This is a genomic window from Microbacterium pullorum, assembly GCF_014836535.1.
GTDB lineage: Bacteria > Actinomycetota > Actinomycetes > Actinomycetales > Microbacteriaceae > Microbacterium > Microbacterium pullorum.
Window position 1 is genome coordinate 23,302 of record NZ_JACSQP010000001.1, and the last position, 19,409, is coordinate 42,710.

Genomic DNA, 19,409 nt, shown 5'->3' on the forward strand with positions numbered 1-19,409 from the left:
GGGATGATCTCGATCCCCCCGGTGACGCTCAACGACGGCACCGAGCTTGCGCAGCTCGGTCTCGGAACCTACAACCTGCGCGGCCCCGAGGGCGTCGATGCGATCGCCGCCGCGATCGACAGCGGCTACCGGCTGCTGGACTCGGCGGTCAACTACGAGAACGAGGCCGAGGTCGGCGAGGCCGTGCGGCGCAGCGGCATCCGCGATGAGCTCATCGTCACGACCAAGGTGCCCGGTCGCGATCACGGCTACGAGCAGACGCTCGCCAGCGCCGCAGGCTCCCTCGAACGGCTGGGCCTGGACCGCATCGACCTGTACCTCATCCACTGGCCGAACCCCTCCGTCGACCGTTACGTCGACACATGGCGCGCCATGATCGAGCTGCGCGAGCGCGGAACGGTGCGCTCGATCGGGGTCTCGAACTTCACCGAGCCGATGCTCGCCCGGCTCATCGACGAGACCGGCGTCACGCCCGCCGTCAACCAGGTGGAGCTGCACCCCTACTTCCCGCAAGCGAAGCTCCGCGCCTTCCATGCGGCGCACGGGATCCGCACCGAGAGCTGGAGCCCGCTCGCCCGGCGCAGCGAGCTGCTGACCGAGCCGGTGCTGGCCGAAGTCGCCGAGGCGCACGGGGTCACCCCGACCCAGGTCGTGCTGCGGTGGCACACCGAATTGGGCTCGACCCCCATCCCGAAGTCGGCGCATCCCGAGCGGCAGCGCGAGAACGCCGACGTGTTCGGCTTCACCCTCACGAACGACGAGGTCGCCGCGATCAGCGGGCTCGAGCGGGGTCGACTCTGGGACGGCGACCCCGACACGCACGAAGAGATGTAGGGGTCGGATGCCGCTCCTTACGACGCGGCGGGTGCGGGGTCGATGGAGACCAGCCAGGAGATGCCGAACCGGTCGGTGAGCATGCCGAAGAGTCCGCCCCACGGTGCCTCGCCGAGCGGCATGGTGACATTGCCGTCGACCGACAGCGCCTCCCAGAAGCTCCGCGCGGCCGGTTCGTCGTCGCCGCTGATCGACACCGAGAACCCCGTGGCGGCATGGTGCGTCATGCTGCTCGGGGTGTCGGCAGCCATCAGCACGAACCCCTGCGGCGTCTCGAGCTGCGCGTGCATGACCAGGTCGGCATCGGCGGTGTCGTCGGTGCCGCCGAACGAACCGAACGTGTCCACGGTCAGCTCACCGCCGAACACCTCGCGATAGAACTCCATCGCCTCGCGGGCCCGGCCCTCGAAGTTGAGGTACGGATTCAGGGTCAGCATGATGTTCCCTCTCGGGTCGCTCCGGATGCCGGTGGTCCCGGCGGTCCCCAGTATTCAGCCGGGGGAGGGCGACGGGCAAGGGTGGGGCGCCCGCTCGCGCACAATAAGCCCTGATCGAGAGGTCATCCGCGTTCTCACGGATCGTTCAGTGACGACGGAGCGTTCGTCCAGAGTGACCTTGCACAGTGGGGTACTGCGCCCGGCCCGAGGGCGCGGCGCCGCTGTGCCGGCGCACTCCGCTCACGGAAGCACGTTTCGTCATGCCTACATTCACGTCAGCCCTGTCCCGGCGCGCGCTGCGCGTCGCGCACCACCGCCGCGTGCGGCGGCGCCTGGCCGTAGCCGGCGCCATCGCCGCCGGTATCGCCTTCGGCGGGCTGGCCGCCACCGGTGCCGCGGCGGCCGCCGAAGCGCTGCCGTTGTCGGGCGACCCTTCGGGGGCGACGACCCTGCAGTCGGTCGCCGTCGAGGCTGCCGCCACCGTCGACGAGGCCCACGCGGCCATCGCCGGTGCCGAGGCGATCTCCACCGAGATCGCGCAGTCGGGCCTCGACCTCGGCGGTGAGGCGACCGAGGTCGATACGAGTGACCTGCAGGCCGCGGTGGAGCGGCTGTCGGGCTTCGAGGTGATGCCGCTCCTGCTCGTTCCCGACGTCGTCGATGAGACCGCGGAGCACATCGAGACCGTGACCACCCGCGTCGCCGATCTGCGCTCGCGCCTCGACGCGGCGCAGGCGCAGAAGGCCGCCGAAGAGGCGGCCGCGGCCGCGGCGGCAGCCGAAGCTGCAGCCATCGCCGCCGGCAACACCGTCGAGGGCGCCAAGGCGACCGCCGCTGAACTGGCCGCCACGCAGTACGGCTGGGGGAGCGACCAGTTCCAGTGCCTCGACTCGCTCTGGACGAAGGAGTCGGACTGGAACTACCAGGCGGTCAACCCCTCCTCCGGGGCCACCGGCATCCCCCAGTCGCTTCCCGGCCACAAGATGGCCACCGCCGGAGCGGACTGGCAGACCAACGCCACGACCCAGATCCGGTGGGGGCTCGACTACATCTTCCGGGCGTACGGCACGCCGTGTGCGGCGTGGGCGCATTCGCAGGCGACCGACTGGTACTGATCGACCGCGCCCCGCTCAGTGCGGGGCGTGGTATTCGTCTTCGCCGTGCTTCCAGTAGCCCTTCGCCACGAATGCGTCGGGCTCCAGACCCCAGCGCTCCTGCAGCAGCGCGCGGGCGGGCTTGACGATGCGCTGCTCGGCGGCGACGAAGGCGAACACCGCGCCCGCGGGCCGGTCGGCGGCGGTGAGCGCGTCGAGGCGCCGCGCGAGCGCGGTGCCCGCGGCATCCGCCCCCCGGTGCACCTGTTCCACGGTGACACCCGACGGTGCCTCGATCGGCAACTCGTGACGCGCATCGGGCACCTCGACGAAGATGCGGCCGACCGCGTCGGCATCCATCGTGCGGGCGAAGCGTCGCATCGCCGGCACGGCGGTCTCGTCGCCCGCCAGCAGCCATGCGTCGGGCCGGCCGGTGATGACCATCGACCCGCGCGGGCCGCCGACGCCGGCGACCGCACCGATCTCGGCGGTCGCCGCCCACTGCGCGGCGACGCCCTCGCCGTGGATGGCGAACTCCAGGTCGAGCCAGCCCTCGTCGCCGCTCCACGTCAGCGGCGTGTACTCGCGACTCGGCGCCGCGCGCAGCTCCTCGACCGTCGCGGGAGCGGCCGTCGGGAAGAACACCCGGATGTGGTCGTCGGCACCGAGCGAATCGAAGCCGCGCAGGTCGTCACCCTCGAGCCGTACCCGCACGTAGCCGGGGGTCAGCCACTGCCGCGCCGCCAGTCGTGTCATGCGGAACCGCAGATCCAGCGGACGACGCTCGCGTTGGAAGGATGCCGGGGTGGTCGAAGTCATGAGGTTAGGCTAACCTACCTAGCGGGTCGACCTGATCAGATTCCGGCCCTTCCACCCTACGACGATGCCGTCGGAGCCGACGTCGTCCGTCGATGGCCCGCGCTCCGAATCGTCGCCTTCACCGGAGATGACACCCCTATGCGCACCACACGACCGCTGCTCGCGGCCTCCCTCGCCTTGGTCACCGCCGTCGCTCTGACCGGCTGTGCGACCGACGCCACCGAGCAGACCGCCGAAGCGGCCGAGGGCGTCGGCACCGTGTCGTATTCGTGGGACCGCAACCTCGCCGGCGAGGACGAGGATCCGCAGTACGAGCAGACCACGGTCGAGGTGCCGGTGAACCCCGAGAGCATCGTCGTGTTCGACATGGCGAGCCTCGACACCATCGGTGCACTCGGCGGCGAGGTCGCCGGCGCCCCGCTGGACTCGGTGCCCGACTACCTGCAGGGCTACCTCGCCGACGACGCGTTCAACGCCGGCACCCTGTTCGAGGCCGACCTCGTCGCGATCGAGGCCCAGCAGCCCGACCTCATCATCATCGGTGGACGCTCGACGGCTCTCTACGAGGACCTGAGCGAGATCGCCCCGACCGTCGACCTCAGCATCAGCGGCACGTTCCTCGACACCCTCGAGCGCAACACCACCTTCCTCGGCGAGGTGCTCGGGGCAGAGGATGCCGCGGCAGCCGCCCTCGCCGAGCTGGAAGCCGGCATCGACCAGGCGCAGGCCGTCACCGCCGACGCCGGCACGGGCCTGGGGCTCATGGTGTCGGGTGGACGCCTCAGCGCCATGGCGCCCGCCGGCGACGGCGCGACCGGCCGCAACGCCCGCGGCGGCCTCATCTACGACGTGTTCGGCGTGCAGCCGGTCGTCGAGGACATCGAAGCGGCCACCCACGGCGAGCCCGTCTCGTTCGAGTTCCTGCTCGAGCAGGACCCCGACTTCCTGTGGGTCGTCGACCGCGACGCGGCCACCGGCGCCGAAGACGCCCAGGCTGCGGCCGTTGTGCTCGACAATGACATCGTGAAGGAGACGACCGCCTCCATGCAGGACCAGATCGTCTACCTGAACGCCACCGCCTGGTACATCGTGTTCGGCGGCATCGACACGACGCGCATCATGATCGACGACGTGCTGCAGATCGCCGGCTGAGCGTCGCTGAGCCGCTGAACCGCCACTGAGGTGACCACCTTCGCCGCGCCGACGAGCGCCCCCACCCGCCCCCGCCCCCGGCGGACGTGGGTGGGGGCGCTCATCGGCGTGAGCCTGGTCGTGCTGGCCGCAGTCAGCCTGTTCGTCGGCGTCTCGGACGTCACCCCGGCCTCCCTCCTCGAGGGCGGCGCCGACGGCACCGCCGCGTTCCTCCTCGCCGCGAGCCGCGTGCCGCGCACCGTCGCGGTGCTGCTCACCGGCGCATCGCTGGGCATCGCCGGGCTCATCCTGCAGATGCTGGTGCGCAACAAGTTCGTCGAGCCGGGCACCACCGGGGTGACGGAGTTCGCCACCCTCGGCATGCTCGTGGCCATCGTGCTGTGGCCGGGCCTGGCTGTCATGGGCAAGATGGGCGTCGCCGCGGCGTTCGGGCTCGTGGGCACCTGGGTGTTCCTGCGCGTCGTGCGGGCGGTGCCGGTGCGCCAGCTGGTGCTCGTGCCGCTCGTGGGCATCATGCTCGGCGGCATCGTCGGCGCCGTGACGGCGTTCTTCGCCTACCGCCTCGACCTGCTGCAGTCGCTCGCGCAGTGGTCACAGGGCAGCTTCGCCACCGTCATGGCCGGCCGCTACGAGTACGTCTGGATCGCCGGCGTCATGGTGATCGTCGCCTGGGTCGCCGCCGACCGCTTCAGCGTGATCGGGCTCGGTGAGGAGTTCGCCACCAACCTGGGTCTCGACTACCGCCGCGTCGTCGCGATCGGCATGGTGATCGTCGCGGTGATCACGGCGGCGGTGCTCGTCACCGCCGGCATGATCCCGTTCCTCGGGCTCGTCGTGCCCAACATCGTGAGCCTCATCATCGGCGACAACGTGCGCCGCTCGATCCCGTGGGTCGCCGGCCTCGGCGCGCTGTTCGTGCTGGCCTGCGACCTCATCGCCCGTACCGTGCGGTTCCCGTACGAGATCCCGCTGTCGGTCATCGTCGGCGTGGTCGGTGCGGGCCTGTTCCTCTGGCTGCTGCTGCGAAAGGGGAGTCGTGCCCACTGACATCGCCACCCGCCCCGCCGCGACCCTGCCGGTGCGCGCGCGCCTGGCATCCGTCTGGTCACGCCCCGGCGTGCGGCTCGGGGTGCTCGTCGTGGCCGTCGCCGTGCTCGCGGCGCTGTACCTGTTCACCGCGGTGCCCGGGTCGCTGGCGTATGCGGTGAAGATCCGCGGACTCAGCGTCATCGCGATGGCGGTCGTGGCGACCGCGGTCGGCGTCTCGACGGTGATCTTCCACACGATCACGCAGAACCGCATCCTGACGCCCTCGATCATGGGCTTCGACGCCTTCTACATGCTCGTGTCCACGGTGATCGTGTTCCTCCTCGGGGCGACGACGCTCCTGCGCGCCGACCCGGTGGTGCTGTGGCTCGTGCAGGTGGTGGTCATGGTCGCGTTCAGCGTGTTCCTGTTCACCTGGCTCTTCGGCGGAAAGCGCCGATCGATCCACCTGATGCTGCTGGTGGGCATCGTGCTCGGCACGTTCTTCCGCAGCATCACCGAGTGGATGCAGCGGATGCTGGACCCGCTCGATTTCCAGGTACTCACCGACACCGCGTTCGCCTCGCTCACCCGGCCCGACGAGACGCTGCTGGTGCTCACCGGCAGCCTCGTGGTGCTCGCCTGCCTGGCGGTGCGACCGCTGCTCGGCACCCTCGACGTGCTCACCCTCGGCGAACCGGCCGCGGTGGGCCTCGGCGTGAACCACCGCCGCGTCATCATGGCCCTGTTCGCGGTCGTCTCGGTGATGGTCGCGGCATCCACCGCGCTTGTGGGTCCCATCCTCTTCTTCGGCCTCATCGTCGCGAACCTCGCCTACTCGTACGCCGGCACTTTCCGGCACCGGTGGACGCTGCCGACCGCGGCGCTGCTCGGCGTCGTGTTCCTGCTCGGCGGGCAGCTGCTGCTCGAGCGCGTGTTCGGGTTCGGCGGCAGCCTGTCGATGATGATCGAATTCGCCGGTGGACTGTTCTTCCTCTATCTCGTGCTGCGAAAGGGGGCGCGATGATCGCGCTCGATTCGGTCTCCAAGGCCTACAACGGACGCACGGTGCTCGACGACGTGTCGATCGAGTTCGGTGGCGAGGGGGTCACGGCGCTCATCGGCCCCAACGGTGCCGGCAAGTCGACCCTCTTCAGCCTCGTCGGCCGGCTCATCCGTCCCGATGCCGGCACCGTCACCGTCGATGGCATGGATGTGCGCACCGCCGCGTCGGGCGACCTCGCCACGACTCTCGCGGTGCTGCGGCAGGACAACCACATCGCCGCACGTCTCACGGTGCAGGACCTCGTGGAGTTCGGCCGGTTTCCGCATTCGAAGGGGCGCCTGACGGTCGTCGACCGCGAGCACATCGACCGCGCGATCGCCTACCTCGATCTGGAGGCGTTCCGCGGACGGTTCCTCGACGAGCTGTCGGGAGGGCAGCGCCAGCGCGCGTTCATCGCGATGGTGCTCGCGCAGGACACCAAGTACGTGCTGCTGGACGAGCCGCTGAACAACCTCGACGTGCGCCACATGGGCGAGATCATGAAGCTCGTGCGGCGCATGGCGCTGGAGTTGGGCAAGGTCGTCGTGGTGGTGCTGCACGACATCAACTTCGCCGCCACCTACTCCGACCGCATCGTCGCGATGCGCGACGGCCGCGTGGTCGCCGATGCGCCGGTCGCAGAGATCATGCGCCCCGAGGTGCTGGGTGAGGTCTACGAGACCCGCGTGGACGTGCGCGAGATCGACGGACGCCCGGTCGCCCTGTACTACGCCTGACTACAGCTGTGCGCCGTCGTCGTCGCGATCGTAGATGCCGGTGTTGCGGCCGCGCCACGATTCGTAGGCGATGAGCCAGCCGACCGAGATCGCGCCGGCGAGCACGAGCCCGAGCCAGACGTTGTCCATGACGAGGCCGAACAGCACGCCGGCGACGAGCAGCAGCACGGTGCCGGCGATCCAGCCGATGCGGCCGCGGGGCCATCCGGATCCGGTGCGAGGGTCGGTCATGCCGTCAGCCTACGCGCCGAGCTGTTCGCGGAGCAGGCAGCAGGCCACCGCACCCTGTGTGAGCTGGAACTCACTCAGCGTGGGCAGGCCCGGCGGGGCCGGGCGCCGGCCGGCATCCAGCATGAACCCCGCGAAGGCGGCCAGCACCCCCGCCACCGCTGCGTCGTCGGCGGCGGCGAACACGGGGTGCGTGGCGCGCAGCCGCGCGATGTCGGCATCCGCGTCGTGCATCCGCACATCGACCAGCAGCAGCACCGCATCGAACCAGGGTGCGCCGCGCGCCGCCCAGGGCCAGTCAACGAGGACCGCAGTGCCCGCGGCATCCAGCAGGATGTTGTCGCTGCGCGCGTCGTAGTGCACGAGCGACTCGCCCCGGCACTGCGCGACGACGTCGGGTGCCGCGGCCGCCCAGCGCGGCGCCCGCTCCCAGGCCCACGCCACGTCGGGGTCGGTGAGAGCGGCGGTGAGAGGATGCCCGGGCTCGCCTGACGGCGCGTGCGTGTGGTCGTCCGTGGGCGGGTCGGCGAGCAGTCGCGCCCAGCCGCCGGCGAGCTCGGCGACGTGGCCGTCGATGGGGCGCAGAACCCGCCGCGCCGCCGCATCGAGCGGCGCGGCGGCGACGCGGGCGAAGGCATCCAGCGTCGCCTCGAGGGCGTCGGGCTGCCACGGGAGGCGGGGGCTGGCGCCGTCGATCTCCTCGAAGGCGAGCGCGATCCAGTCATCGCCGCCGGCCGTGCCGATGAGCCGCGGCGCGGGGACGCCGCCGGGGAGCACGGCGGCCACGGCGGCCTCGCGGCGGTGGATGCCGACGACCTGGGGATTGCGGTCGGCCGTGGCCGTCTTGACGAATGCGCGTCGGCCGTCGGCGCACAGCACGCGGTCGGCGGAGCCGGGGGAGAACCCGCCGGACTGGCTGCGGGCCGCGACGACGGGCGAGCCGAGCAGGTCGGCCACGGCGTCGCGCACTTGGGCGGGGATCTCGTCCCAGCCGACGCGGCGTGGGGGAGCGGAGAGCGACGTCATCCCGGGAGTCTGGCACAGGGGAAAGGCGGGACGGCGGCGGCGGTGGGTCGGCCGTTGGTCCGCGCATCTCACGGTGGCCGCGCGGTCGCGCGCACAACGTCGCCTTTCCGGGGGGCTTCGGGCCGGTAGGCCTCGGAATCGGTGGTCGTTCGGCCCGGATTGGAGACGTTGTGCACACCGGTCACGGGGCGCTGTCAGCGGTCGCGGTGATCCTCGGGGTGCAGGCGCGGGCCGCGGCGCTGCTCGCGCACGCCGCTGGCGTAGATGAGCCGGATCACCCGCTGCCGGTGACCGGCCCAGGGCTCCAGCAGCTCCAGCATCCCGTCGTCGTCGACGCGGTGCCCGGTCAGGGCATTGCCCACCTCGTGCGCCAGGTGGTAATCCGCGACGCTGACCGCGTCGGGGTCGCCGAGCGCGCGGATGCGGGTCTCGGCGGAGGTCCAGATGCCGATGCCCCGCAGGCTCATCAGCACGCGGTCCACGGCCTCGCCGGCACCGGCATCCGTCACCGCCGCCACGATCGTGTCACCCCTGCGGGCCGTCTCGACGATCGTGCGTGCCTGCGGTGGCTCGACGCCGGCGCGATGCCACGCCCAACTCGGGATGCGCCGCCAGCCGTCGATCGACGGCGGCGCGAACATCGGCTTCGGGGTGGGACCGGGCGCGCGCTCGCCGAAGCGGCTCACCAGCACCCGCCACGCGCCGAAGGCCTGCAGGCCGGTGACCTTCTGCTCGATCACTGCGCTCGCGAGGGCCTCGAAGACGAGGTCGGTGCGGCCGATGCGCAGCCCCGGGTTGCGGCGGTGCACCTCGGCGATGAGCGGATGCCGCCCGGCGTCGAAGCCAGTGGGGTCGTCGAGCCCGCCGCACAGGGCGGGCAGCTGGTGCAGGGCCCACTCGGCGCCAGGGCCCCACGCGGCCGCCCGGACACGGTCGCGGTCGGCGCGGATCGCGAGGGTCGCGACGCCCTCGGGGGTGTGGCTCGCGCGCCACAGCACCGGTCCGTCGACGGCGAAGGCCGGGTCGTTGACGCCGTGACGCTGGTAGCGGATGGCCCGCGCCGCATCGATCGGCACGCGAGGCCGGTATTCGGTCTCGAGGGGCCGCGCGTCGCGGGCGCGCGGGTCGGGGCGCGTGGAAAGCGGGCGCCCGGGGGCACGGATGGAGCCCGCCGGCAGCCGTTCGCCCGTTCCCATGGTCACGCCGCCACCCTACGTCGCGTTCCTGACATCGGCCCCCGGCGGCACGTCGGCAGCTGTCGGCGGCGGGTGCGGCGGGACCGGCGTGCACAATGTCGCTGATCCGCGCCGAATGGTGGGTGAAACCGCGGTTTGCGGGGAGTAACGCCGCGGATTGGCGACATTGTGCGCGGGGCGTGCGGGCACGTGCGGCACCGCGGTGTCACTGACCGGGCGGCGGGTGCAGCGCCGCGGGCGGCGGGGATGGCGGGGCTGGCGTGCACAACGTCGCTAATCTGCGCCGGATGGCGGGCGAAACCGCGGTGTGCGGGCCGCAAGACCCCGTAATGGCGACATTGTGCGCCGGAGCGTGCGGGCACGGGCGCGCCCCGGCAGCGCGCGGGCGCGGCAGCGCTCGGGCGCGAGCCGCCCGGGCGTGACCCTGCGCGGGTCAGAAGCGGTCGGGCGAGGGGGAGCCGTGGCCGTAGCGGATGACGACGTCGGCGTGGCGGTCGAAGCGGTAGCCGACGCCGCGCACGGTGCGCACGATGTCCTCGTAGCGGCCGAGCTTGGCGCGCAGGCGTCGCACGTGCACGTCGATCGTGCGCTCGCCGGGGGCCTCGTCATCGGTCGTGCCCTGCCAGAGCGACGACACCAGCTCGGTGCGCTCGATCGTGCGACCCTCGCGCAGCACGAGGTACTGCAGCAGCTCGAACTCCTTGAAGGTGAACGCCGCCGAGGAGCCGTCGATCAGCACGCGCTTGCGCGAGATGTCGACAGTGACCCCGCCGGGGGCGGAGTCCTCGTCGGGGTCGTCCTGCTGGGTGCGGGCCACCGCACTCGGCTCGTGGAGCGCGAGGCGCACGACGTCCACGTCTCGGCCGCCGGCAGTCGTGGGTGCCAGCGCCACGGTGGCGTAGGTCTCCGCGTGCGGGGCGAGTTCGCCCAGCGTGCGACGCAGCGCCTCGACGAGCACCGAGAGTGACACGCCGTCCTGGGCTGCCTTCAGCTCGTCGATGCCGACATACAGCGCGAAGCCGCGGGGAGCGGTTCCGGCGGGCACCTGCCGGGCAGCGGCAGCCGCCGGAGCCGCGGGAGCGGCGGCGACCACGGGCGCCACCGGCGCGACGTCTTCGACGGCGCGCAGGTGACGGGTAGCGGCGGGACGGGTGAGGAGCGCGGTGTTCGACATGGGAGAAGTCCTTGTGGAGTGGAACCCGGGCAATGCGCCTGGAGCGGGTTCGAGCTGTGTTGCGGGCGGCCGGTCGGCCGGGTGGCGAGCATGCGACGACGCGTGATCGGCGTTCGTTACGGTGCTGAGGAGCTCGGCCGCGGCGTTCAGATCAGCGGCGGCGCGAGCCCGGCGGGTTCGTCGGGTCAGCGGCACATTCGGCAACACATGACAGCAACACGGCCGGCCATCATCATGGCGGCAGTCCCGTTCGCCTCCACGGCGGACAGAGAGCGTGCGTTGTCAGTCATGTCGGCCATTATGACCAACGATGTCGAAGCGTGTCAAACCGCACGGATGCCGCTGCTCGCGGATGACGAAATGTGACAGATTGCTCAATCCGCCGAGCAGTGTCGGCGCGCACCGCAGTCGACGGATAAGTTGCCAATTGCCACAAACCCCTTGACGACATGCGCGCAACGCATCAAACTGCATGTCGAAGCGCTTCCGCGAAGCGCTTCGATCGACCAGGACGACGGAGTCAACGTGGCAAACATCAACGAGGTGGCCGAGGCGGCCGGGGTGTCCATCAGCACCGTCTCGTACGCCCTGAGTGGCAAGCGACCGGTGTCGCCGGCCACGCGGCGACGCATCGAAGACGCCGTGCGCGTCCTCGACTACAGTCCCAACGCCGGTGCTCGCATGCTGGCGGGACGCCGCACGCAGATCTTCGCGCTCACCGAGCCGCTGCGCAAAGACACCCACGCCCCGACGCACATGGCGTTCGTGCTGGCCACGGCGATCGCGGCACGTCGCAACGAGTACGACATCCTGCTGCTCACCGATGAGGAGGCCCAGGCCGGGATGCGCCGGGTCGCGGCCAGCGGGCTGGTCGATGCGATCCTCGTGCTCGACGTCGCCCCCGACGACGCGCGCGTCGCGTTGGCCCGGCAGATCGCCACCCCCACCGTGTTCATCGGGATCCCCGACGACTCCGATGGTCTCATCTGCGTCGACCTCGACTTCGAGGCCGCTGCGGCCATGGCGGTGGATCGCCTCGCCGATGCCGGGCACCGCTCGGTCGGTCTGGTCGGGCAGATCGAAACCGCGTACACGACGTCGAACTTCCCGCCGCGCGTGCGCTCCGCGGTGTTCGACCGTGCGCGCGAGCGCGCGATCTCGGCCGCCCACGCGAACACCGGCGTGACGCAGAGCGACCGCACGGCTGCCCGACGAGCAGCCGCGTCGCTGCTCGACGGCGGGGCGACCGGCCTGGTGCTGCACTGCACCGACGATGCGCACGCCGCGGTGCTCGCCGAGATCGCCGACCGCGGTCTGCGCGTGCCCGAGGATGTGTCGGTCGTCTCGGTGGGGGCCTCGTTCGACACCGCGGCGCTGTCCACGCCGCTGGACTCGATCCCGCTGGTGCCCGCGGCCTCCTGCGACCTGGCCGTCGAGTTGGCGCTGGAGGCGCTCGAGCCCGCGGGCGCCACGCCCGGTGTGCGTCTCATCACGCCCACCTACCACCGGCGCGGCTCCATCGCCCCACCCCCTGATCCGCGCGTCGAGGCTGATTGAACGCCGCGGCATCACGGGATTCTTCTGCGCGTCGCTAGTCGAAGCGCTTCGACAACCTGACAGATCGACCGACGACGGTCACCGAGAAAGGAGTGCCGACGATGGCACGCAGCACACACACCCACACCCGGCGGGCTCTCGCCGCGCTCGGAGCCCTGACAGCCGGAGCACTCGCGCTGTCGGGATGCTCCGGAGGCTCCGGCGACGAAGCCGGCGGCGACACCCTGACGCTCTGGCACTACGAGGGAGCCAACAGTGCGATGGGCATCGCCTGGGCGGAGGCCATCAAGGTCTTCGAGGAGGAGACCGGGGCCACCGTGGCGTTCGAGGAGAAGAGCTTCGAGCAGATCCGCTCGACGGCGAGCCAGGTGCTCAACTCCGACGAGGCCCCCGACCTCATGGAGTTCAACAAGGGCAACGCGACGGCGGGACTCCTGGCCAGCCAGGGCCTGCTCGCCGACATCTCCGAGGCCGTCGAAGAGTACGGCTGGGACGACAAACTCGCCCCCGCCCTGCAGACAACCGCCCGCTACAGCGAGGACGGCGTCATGGGCTCGGGCTCCTGGTACGGCGTGCCGAACTATGGCGAGTTCGTCACCGTCTACTACAACGCCGACGCCTTCGCCGACGCGGGGCTGGAGATCCCGACGACCTATGAAGAGTTCACCGCGGTGCTCGACGCGTTCGTCGCACAGGGCGTGACGCCCTTGGCCGAAGCCGGCCTCGAGTACCCGCTCGGTCAGCTCTGGTACCAGCTGGCGCTCAGCCAGGCGGACCGCGGGTTCGTCGACGACTACCAGCTCTACACCGGCGAGGTCGACTGGGAGGGCGAGGAGATCACCTACGCCACCGAAACTCTCGCCGACTACGTCGACGCCGGGTACATCTCGCCCGACGTCACGGGGCTCAAGGCAGAGGATGCCGGGGTGTCGTTCATCAACGGCAGCGCGCCCATCTTCGTGTCGGGCAGCTGGTGGTACGGCCGATTCGCCGATGAGATCGACGGCTTCGACTGGGGGCTGTTCCCCTTCCCGGACAGCGACCTGAGCCTGGGTTCGTCGGGCAACCTCTGGGTCGTGCCCGAGCGGGCGGCGAACAAGGATCTCGCGTACGAGTTCATCGAGATCACGATGCGTCCCGAGATCCAGGCGCTCATCGGGAACAACGGCGGCCTTCCCGTCGCAGCCGATGAAGCCGACATCACCGACGAGCAGAGCCTCCAACTGATCCAGGCGTTCAATGCGATCAATGAGAAGGACGGTCTGTCGTTCTACCCCGACTGGCCGACGCCGACCTTCTACGACACGCTCGTCGCCGAGCTGCAGGAACTCGTCAACGGCACCAAGTCGGCGGCGGACGTGCAGCAGTCGTTGGGCGCCGAGTACGACTCCTACGTGGCGGACTTCCGCTGATCCCGCCCCCCCGGGCACCCCTGCCACAGGAGACGCTCATGACCGCCGTTCCCTTCGTGCGCCCCGCAAAGGCCAGGCGCACCCCGCTTCCGCCGGAGGAGCCGCTGATCCCGCAACGGGGTCGCCGAGGCTCGGGCTCGTACTGGCTGTACCTGCTGCCCGGATTCACCCTGCTGACGGTGATCGTCATCGTGCCGCTGGGGTGGAACATCTTCCTCACCTTCACCGAGTGGCGCGGCATCAAACCCCCCGAGTTCATCGGACTGGACAACTGGATCCGGCTGTTCGGCGACGCGAAGTTCTGGACCTCGTTCGGCAACAGCGTGTGGATGATCGTGGCGATGGTGGTCGTGCCGACGCTCGTCGGACTCATCCTCGCTGCGCTGCTGTTCGACCTCGTAGGACGCAAATTCGGCGGCAAGGTCGCAAGCTTCCTCCGCGCCACCTACTACCTGCCGCAGATTCTGCCTGCCGCGATCGCCGGCATCGTGATCGGCTGGATCCTTCGCCCGCAGGACGGCGCGCTGAACACCATCCTGGAGAGCATCGGGCTCGGCGCGCTCACCCACAACTGGCTCGGCAGTCCCGACACGGCGCTGGTGAGCCTCATGGTCGTACTGGTGTGGATCCAGATCGGCTATCCGGTCGTCGTCTTCATGGCGGCACTGCAACGGGTCGACCCCGAGCTGTACGAGGCGGCCGAACTCGACGGCGCCAACTGGATCCAGCGGTTCCGCGCCATCACGGTGGCGATCATCCGGCCCGAGATCTACGTCGTCACCCTCACGTGCACGATCGCCGCGCTCAAGGTGTTCGGCCCCGTCTACGTGCTCACCCGCGGTGGGCCCGGCAGCTCGACGATCGTCCCGGCGTACTACGCCTACACGGAGTTCTTCCAATCCCAGCAGGTCGGCTACGGCGCGACCATCGCCACGGCCCTGACGATCGTCATCGCGATCGTGTCGGTGCTGTTCATCCGCGCGCAGAACGCCGCGGAGCGCAAAGAAAGGGCGGGACTGTGATGGCCGCCACGACCACGACCGCCCCGGCCGGCACCCGCCCGCCGCGCACCGTGACCCCGCCCGCGCGCGGCCGCCGCACCGTCCGCCCCCGCGGCGGCATGCGCAAGCGCACCGGCGTGGACTGGCTGATGCTGGCGTTCGCGGTGATCGCCGCGATCGCGATCATCGCGCCGTTCTACCTGATCCTGGTGAACTCGTTCAAGTCTCCCGCCGACTACTCCAACGGCGGCCCGCTGCAGCTGCCGAGTGCGCTGTACTTCGACGGCATCGCGGCCTTCTGGGAGCGGGTGAACTTCCCCGAGAAGGTCTGGAACTCGTTCTTCATCTCCGGCATGGTGGCTCTGCTCGCGGTGCTCATCTCGGTGCTCAACGCCTTCGCGATCGGCATCGGCCGCGTCAAGGGCCGCTCGTGGATCGTGCTGCTGTTCCTGCTGGCCAACCTGCTGCCGCAGGAGGCGCTGCTCTACCCGCTGTACTACATGTTCAAAGCCGTCGGGCTGTACAACAACGTCTGGTCGGTGATCATCGTCTTCACGGTGATCCAGGCCGCGTTCGGCACGTACTTGCTGGCGTCGGTGTACGGCACGTTCCCCAAGGAGGTGCTGGAGGCGGCATCCATCGACGGGGCCAGTCGCTGGCAGATCCTCTGGCGCGTGATCTTCCCGATCTCGCGTCCGACGCTCTCGGTGCTGGTCATCTTCTTCTTCATCTGGACGTGGAACGAGTTCCTGATCCCGTTGACCTTCCTCGTCTCCAACGAGAACCAGACCGTTCCGGTCGCGATCAGCATGCTCCAGGGCGACCGGCTCATGGACGTCACCACGACGAGCGCGTCGGCACTGCTGGGTCTCATCCCCACGCTCATCTTCTTCCTCATCTTCCAGCGCACCCTCACCCGGGGCATCACGGCAGGAGCAGTCAAGTAATGAAGTTCACCGACGGGTTCTGGCAGCTGCGCCCCGGCGTCACCGCCCTGTACGCCCAGCAGGCGTACGACATCGAGCAGACCGATGCCACGGCCGACGGCCCGGGGCTCGTTGTCACCGCGCCCACCGCGGTCATCACCAAGCGCGGCGACACCCTGAACCGGCCCGTGCTCACCGTGACGCTGTCCTCCCCGCTGGAGGGGGTCGTGCGCGTGCGCATCGCCCACCATGAGGGCGGGCGCCGGCACGGCGGGTTCGACCTGCCCGGTGCGGTCGCCGGTGGGGCGGGAACGGCATCGGTCGACGCCGACGGCGGGGTGCTGCGCACCGGCTCGCTCACGGCACGGGTCGCGCCCGGTGCGCCGTGGAGCCTGTCGTTCGAGTCCGAGGGTCGCCGGCTCACCGGCAGCGGTCACAAGGCGCAGGGCTACGTGCGCCTGGCCGCGGGCGCCCAGGTGGATCCGGGCATCGTGGGCAACGCGCGCGCCGCCGAAACCGCGGCGACCCCCGACGCGTTCGTGCACGAGCAGCTCGACCTCGCCGTGGGGGAGCTCGTCTACGGCCTCGGGGAGAGGTTCGGGCCGCTGGTGAAGAACGGCCAGACCGTCGACATCTGGAACGCCGACGGCGGCACCTCCAGCGAGCAGGCCTACAAGAACGTGCCGTTCCATCTCTCCAGCCGCGGCTACGGCGTGCTGGTGAACGACCCCGGCCACGTCTCGTACGAGATCGGGTCCGAGACCGTCGAGCGCGTGCAGTTCTCGGTGCCGGGCGAGGTGCTGGAGTACTTCGTCTTCGCGGGCCCGACCCCCAAGGACGTGCTCGACCGCTACACGGCGCTCACCGGGCGGCCTCCCGTCGTGCCGGCGTGGTCGTACGGCCTGTGGCTGTCGACGAGCTTCACCACCGACTACGACGAGCAGACGGTCACGTCGTTCATCGACGAGATGGCGCGGCGCGAACTGCCGGTGTCGGTGTTCCACTTCGACTGCTTCTGGATGCGCGAGTTCAACTGGTGCGACTTCGAATGGGATGCCCGGGTGTTCCCCGATCCCGAAGGCATGCTCGCCCGCCTGCACGACAAGGATCTGCGGGTGTGCGTCTGGATCAACCCCTACATCGGTCAGCGCTCGCCGCTGTTCCGTGAGGCCGCCGACCAGGGCTATCTCGTGACCCGGCCGGACGGATCGGTGTGGCAATGGGACCTGTGGCAGGCGGGCATGGGACTCGTGGACTTCACGAACCCGGATGCCACGGCCTGGTACCAGGGGCACCTGCGTCGCCTCATGGCCCAGGGTGTGGACTGCTTCAAGACCGACTTCGGCGAGCGCATCCCCGTCGACGTGGAGTGGTTCGACGGCGCCGACCCCTCGCGCATGCACAACCTCTACACCCAGCTGTACAACGCCGCCGTGCACGAGGTGCTCGTGGCATCCCGGGGCGAGGGCGACGCGGTGCTCTTCGCCCGGTCGGCGACCGCGGGCGGCCAGACCATGCCGGTGCACTGGGGCGGCGATTCCACCTCGACCTTCGCATCGATGGCCGAGACGCTGCGCGGTGGGCTCTCGCTCGCGCTCAGCGGCTTCGCCTACTGGAGCCACGACATCGGCGGGTTCGAGGGCACGCCGGATGCCGGTGTGTACAAGCGCTGGACGGCGTTCGGCCTGCTCGGCTCGCACTCCCGGTTCCATGGTTCGCAGTCCTACCGCGTGCCGTGGGCGTTCGACGAGGAGGCGGTGGAGGTGACCCGCGTGTTCACCCGGCTGAAGATGCGGCTCATGCCGTACCTGTTCCAGCGGGGGGTGGAAGCCGCACGCACCGGCGTGCCGCTCATGCGGCCGATGGTGCTGGAGTTCCCCGACGACCCGGCGACGGCTTACCTCGACCGCCAGTACATGCTCGGGCCCGACCTGCTCGTCGCGCCGGTGTTCACCGAGAGCGGTGAGGTGGAGTTCTACCTGCCGGCCGGCACCTGGACGAGCCTGTTCACCGGCGAGAGTGTGGAGGGCGGGCGCTGGGTGCGCGAGACGCACGGGTTCACCAGCATTCCGCTGTACGCCCGGCCCGGTGCCGTGCTGCCCTGGGGTGCGCGTGAGGACCGACCCGACTACGACTACCTCGACGGGCTCACCCTGCGCGTCTTCCCGGGTGGCACCGGAACGGCGGAGGTGCTCGTGACGACCCCCGACGGCCGCTCCGCCACCTTCACCGCCGACCGAGACGACGTGACACGATGAACCCCGTGACTCAGATGACGACACCCCCGATCGCCCCGAGCCCCGACTACCGCGACACCGGCCTCGTCTTCCCCGCGGGCTTCACCTTCGGCTCCGCGACCGCCGCCTACCAGGTGGAGGGCGCGTTCGACGAGGACGGCCGGGGGCCGTCGATCTGGGACACGTTCAGCAAGACGCCCGGCAAGGTCTGGAACGGCGACACCGGGGACGTCGCCTGCGACCACTACCACCGGGTCGAGGCCGACCTCGATCTCATGGCCGACCTGGGGCTGGGCGCGTACCGGTTCTCCATCGCCTGGCCGCGCATCATGCCCACCGGCACGGGCGAGGTGAACAGGGCCGGAATCGACTTCTACTCGCGGCTCATCGACGGGCTGCTCGCGCGCGGCATCCGCCCCGTCGCGACGCTGTATCACTGGGACCTCCCGCAGGCGCTGGAGGATGCCGGTGGCTGGCCGGCGCGGGCGACGGCGGATGCCTTCGAGCGCTATGCCGCCGTCATGGGCGAAGCCCTCGGTGACCGCGTGCACACCTGGACGACGCTGAACGAACCGTGGTGCTCCGCCTACCTCGGCTACGGGCAGGGCGGTCATGCGCCGGGGCGGCACGAACCGGCCGCCGCGCTCGCCGCCGTGCACCACCTCAACCTCGCCCACGGCCGTGCCGTGCAGGCGCTGCGGGCGACGTCCACCGGCGACCCGGAGTACTCGGTCACACTCAACTTCCATGTGCTGCGCGGGCAGGGCGACGGCGCCGGCGAGGCGATGCGCCGCATCGATGCGCTGGCCAACCGTGCCTTCACCGGGCCGATGCTGCGCGGCGAGTACCCCGCCGACCTGCTCGACGACACCGCCGACGTCACCGACTGGTCGTTCGTGCGCGACGGTGACCTCACCGCCATCCACCAGTCGATCGATGTGCTCGGCGTCAACTACTACTCCACCGCGACCGTTCGGCTGTGGGACGGCCACTCGCCCCGGCAGCAGAACGACGGTCACAAGGCCGCCGGCGGCGGCACGGCATGGCCCGGCAGCGACCAGGCGGTCGAGTTCGTCGAGCAGCCCGGGCCGTACACCGCGATGGGATGGAACATCGCCCCCGAGGGCCTCGAGGAACTGCTGCTGTCGCTGCGCGACCAGTTCCCCGCGCAGCCGCTCATGGTCACTGAGAACGGTGCCGCCTTCGACGACACCGTCGCCGCCGACGGCAGCGTTCCCGACGCGCTGCGTCGCGACTACCTCGGCCGCCACTTCGCCGCCGCGCACCGGGCGCTGTCGCAGGGCGTGGACCTGCGCGGCTACTTCGTGTGGTCGCTGCTGGACAACTTCGAGTGGGGCTACGGCTACGCCAAGCGGTTCGGCATCGTGCGGGTCGACTTCGACACCCTCGAGCGCACCGTCAAGGACAGCGGGCGCTGGTACGCGCAGTTGGCCACAACCGGCGTGCTTCCGGCCTGGGAGGCCCCCGGCCGGGCGTAGCCTGGCGGC

General features: G+C 70.4%; 19 protein-coding genes. 13 read left to right on the forward strand and 6 right to left on the reverse strand.

All coding sequences use genetic code 11. From position 1 onward, the window contains the following. The first annotated feature begins 3 nt into the window (after positions 1-3). Positions 4-834, forward strand: a complete 831-nt coding sequence (locus tag H9651_RS00110) for an aldo/keto reductase (RefSeq protein ID WP_191717079.1) — start codon at positions 4-6, stop codon at positions 832-834. 17 nt (positions 835-851) lie between these two features. Here H9651_RS00110 and H9651_RS00115 read toward each other — a convergent pair whose 3' ends face one another. Then, positions 852-1,271: a VOC family protein gene (locus tag H9651_RS00115; RefSeq protein ID WP_191717080.1), complete on the reverse strand. Its 420-nt coding sequence runs from the start codon at positions 1,269-1,271 to the stop codon at positions 852-854. Positions 1,272-1,531: 260 nt separating this feature from the next. Between H9651_RS00115 and H9651_RS00120 the strand changes: the two genes are divergently transcribed. Further along, the gene (locus H9651_RS00120) at positions 1,532-2,386 is read left to right on the forward strand and encodes an aggregation-promoting factor C-terminal-like domain-containing protein (RefSeq protein WP_191717081.1); all 855 of its coding nucleotides are present in this window, start codon (positions 1,532-1,534) and stop codon (positions 2,384-2,386) included. Positions 2,387-2,401: 15 nt separating this feature from the next. Here H9651_RS00120 and H9651_RS00125 read toward each other — a convergent pair whose 3' ends face one another. Further along, the gene (locus H9651_RS00125; RefSeq protein ID WP_191717082.1) at positions 2,402-3,184 is read right to left on the reverse strand and encodes a siderophore-interacting protein; all 783 of its coding nucleotides are present in this window, start codon (positions 3,182-3,184) and stop codon (positions 2,402-2,404) included. Positions 3,185-3,322: 138 nt separating this feature from the next. On the opposite strand from H9651_RS00125, the gene H9651_RS00130 reads away from it, so the two are divergent. Genes H9651_RS00130 through H9651_RS00145 form a run of 4 tightly spaced genes read left to right on the forward strand, consistent with a single transcriptional unit; the run spans position 3,323 to position 7,144 of the window. Then, on the forward strand, positions 3,323-4,336 hold the full coding sequence (locus H9651_RS00130) for a siderophore ABC transporter substrate-binding protein (RefSeq protein ID WP_191717083.1): 1,014 nt from the start codon (positions 3,323-3,325) through the stop codon (positions 4,334-4,336). A 30-nt stretch (positions 4,337-4,366) separates the two neighbouring features. Beyond that, complete coding sequence (locus H9651_RS00135; protein WP_318244702.1) at positions 4,367-5,383, forward strand: ABC transporter permease; 1,017 nt, start codon at positions 4,367-4,369, stop codon at positions 5,381-5,383. Next, a complete protein-coding gene (locus H9651_RS00140) occupies positions 5,373-6,389 on the forward strand; it encodes an iron chelate uptake ABC transporter family permease subunit (protein WP_191717084.1) in 1,017 nt (338 codons plus the stop codon). Before H9651_RS00135 ends, H9651_RS00140 begins: the two co-directional genes overlap by 11 nt. Beyond that, a complete protein-coding gene (locus H9651_RS00145; protein WP_191717085.1) occupies positions 6,386-7,144 on the forward strand; it encodes an iron ABC transporter ATP-binding protein in 759 nt (252 codons plus the stop codon). Before H9651_RS00140 ends, H9651_RS00145 begins: the two co-directional genes overlap by 4 nt. On the opposite strand, the gene H9651_RS00150 is transcribed toward H9651_RS00145, so the two are convergent. From H9651_RS00150 to H9651_RS00165, 4 genes are all read right to left on the reverse strand, one after another. Next, positions 7,145-7,375, reverse strand: a complete 231-nt coding sequence (locus tag H9651_RS00150; RefSeq protein WP_191717086.1) for a hypothetical protein — start codon at positions 7,373-7,375, stop codon at positions 7,145-7,147. It abuts the gene before it with no gap. 9 nt (positions 7,376-7,384) lie between these two features. Continuing rightward, a complete protein-coding gene (locus H9651_RS00155; protein ID WP_191717087.1) occupies positions 7,385-8,398 on the reverse strand; it encodes a phosphotransferase in 1,014 nt (337 codons plus the stop codon). Positions 8,399-8,592: 194 nt separating this feature from the next. Next, positions 8,593-9,594, reverse strand: a complete 1,002-nt coding sequence (locus tag H9651_RS00160; RefSeq protein WP_191717517.1) for a DNA-3-methyladenine glycosylase family protein — start codon at positions 9,592-9,594, stop codon at positions 8,593-8,595. Positions 9,595-10,027: 433 nt separating this feature from the next. Beyond that, entirely contained in the window at positions 10,028-10,768 is a 741-nt protein-coding gene (locus H9651_RS00165) for a winged helix-turn-helix domain-containing protein (RefSeq protein ID WP_191717088.1), read from the reverse strand. A 102-nt stretch (positions 10,769-10,870) separates the two neighbouring features. Between H9651_RS00165 and H9651_RS00170 the strand changes: the two genes are divergently transcribed. The 7 genes from H9651_RS00170 to H9651_RS00200 all read left to right on the forward strand — a co-directional run bounded on the left by H9651_RS00170 (position 10,871) and on the right by H9651_RS00200 (position 19,400). Next, on the forward strand, positions 10,871-11,134 hold the full coding sequence (locus H9651_RS00170) for a hypothetical protein (RefSeq protein WP_191717089.1): 264 nt from the start codon (positions 10,871-10,873) through the stop codon (positions 11,132-11,134). A 159-nt stretch (positions 11,135-11,293) separates the two neighbouring features. Then, positions 11,294-12,325 carry a LacI family DNA-binding transcriptional regulator gene (locus H9651_RS00175; RefSeq protein WP_191717090.1) on the forward strand — a complete coding sequence of 344 codons (1,032 nt, stop codon included), beginning with the start codon at positions 11,294-11,296 and terminating at the stop codon, positions 12,323-12,325. 101 nt (positions 12,326-12,426) lie between these two features. Then, a complete protein-coding gene (locus H9651_RS00180) occupies positions 12,427-13,737 on the forward strand; it encodes an ABC transporter substrate-binding protein (protein ID WP_191717091.1) in 1,311 nt (436 codons plus the stop codon). Between the two features lie 38 nt (positions 13,738-13,775). Next, entirely contained in the window at positions 13,776-14,759 is a 984-nt protein-coding gene (locus H9651_RS00185; RefSeq protein WP_191717092.1) for a carbohydrate ABC transporter permease, read from the forward strand. Next, positions 14,759-15,685 carry a carbohydrate ABC transporter permease gene (locus H9651_RS00190; RefSeq protein WP_404802974.1) on the forward strand — a complete coding sequence of 309 codons (927 nt, stop codon included), beginning with the start codon at positions 14,759-14,761 and terminating at the stop codon, positions 15,683-15,685. The genes H9651_RS00185 and H9651_RS00190 overlap by 1 nt, the downstream gene beginning before the upstream one ends. Beyond that, positions 15,685-17,922 carry an alpha-xylosidase gene (gene yicI, locus H9651_RS00195; RefSeq protein WP_191717093.1) on the forward strand — a complete coding sequence of 746 codons (2,238 nt, stop codon included), beginning with the start codon at positions 15,685-15,687 and terminating at the stop codon, positions 17,920-17,922. Before H9651_RS00190 ends, yicI begins: the two co-directional genes overlap by 1 nt. Then, entirely contained in the window at positions 17,919-19,400 is a 1,482-nt protein-coding gene (locus tag H9651_RS00200) for a glycoside hydrolase family 1 protein (protein ID WP_191717094.1), read from the forward strand. Before yicI ends, H9651_RS00200 begins: the two co-directional genes overlap by 4 nt. Positions 19,401-19,409 lie beyond the last annotated feature (9 nt).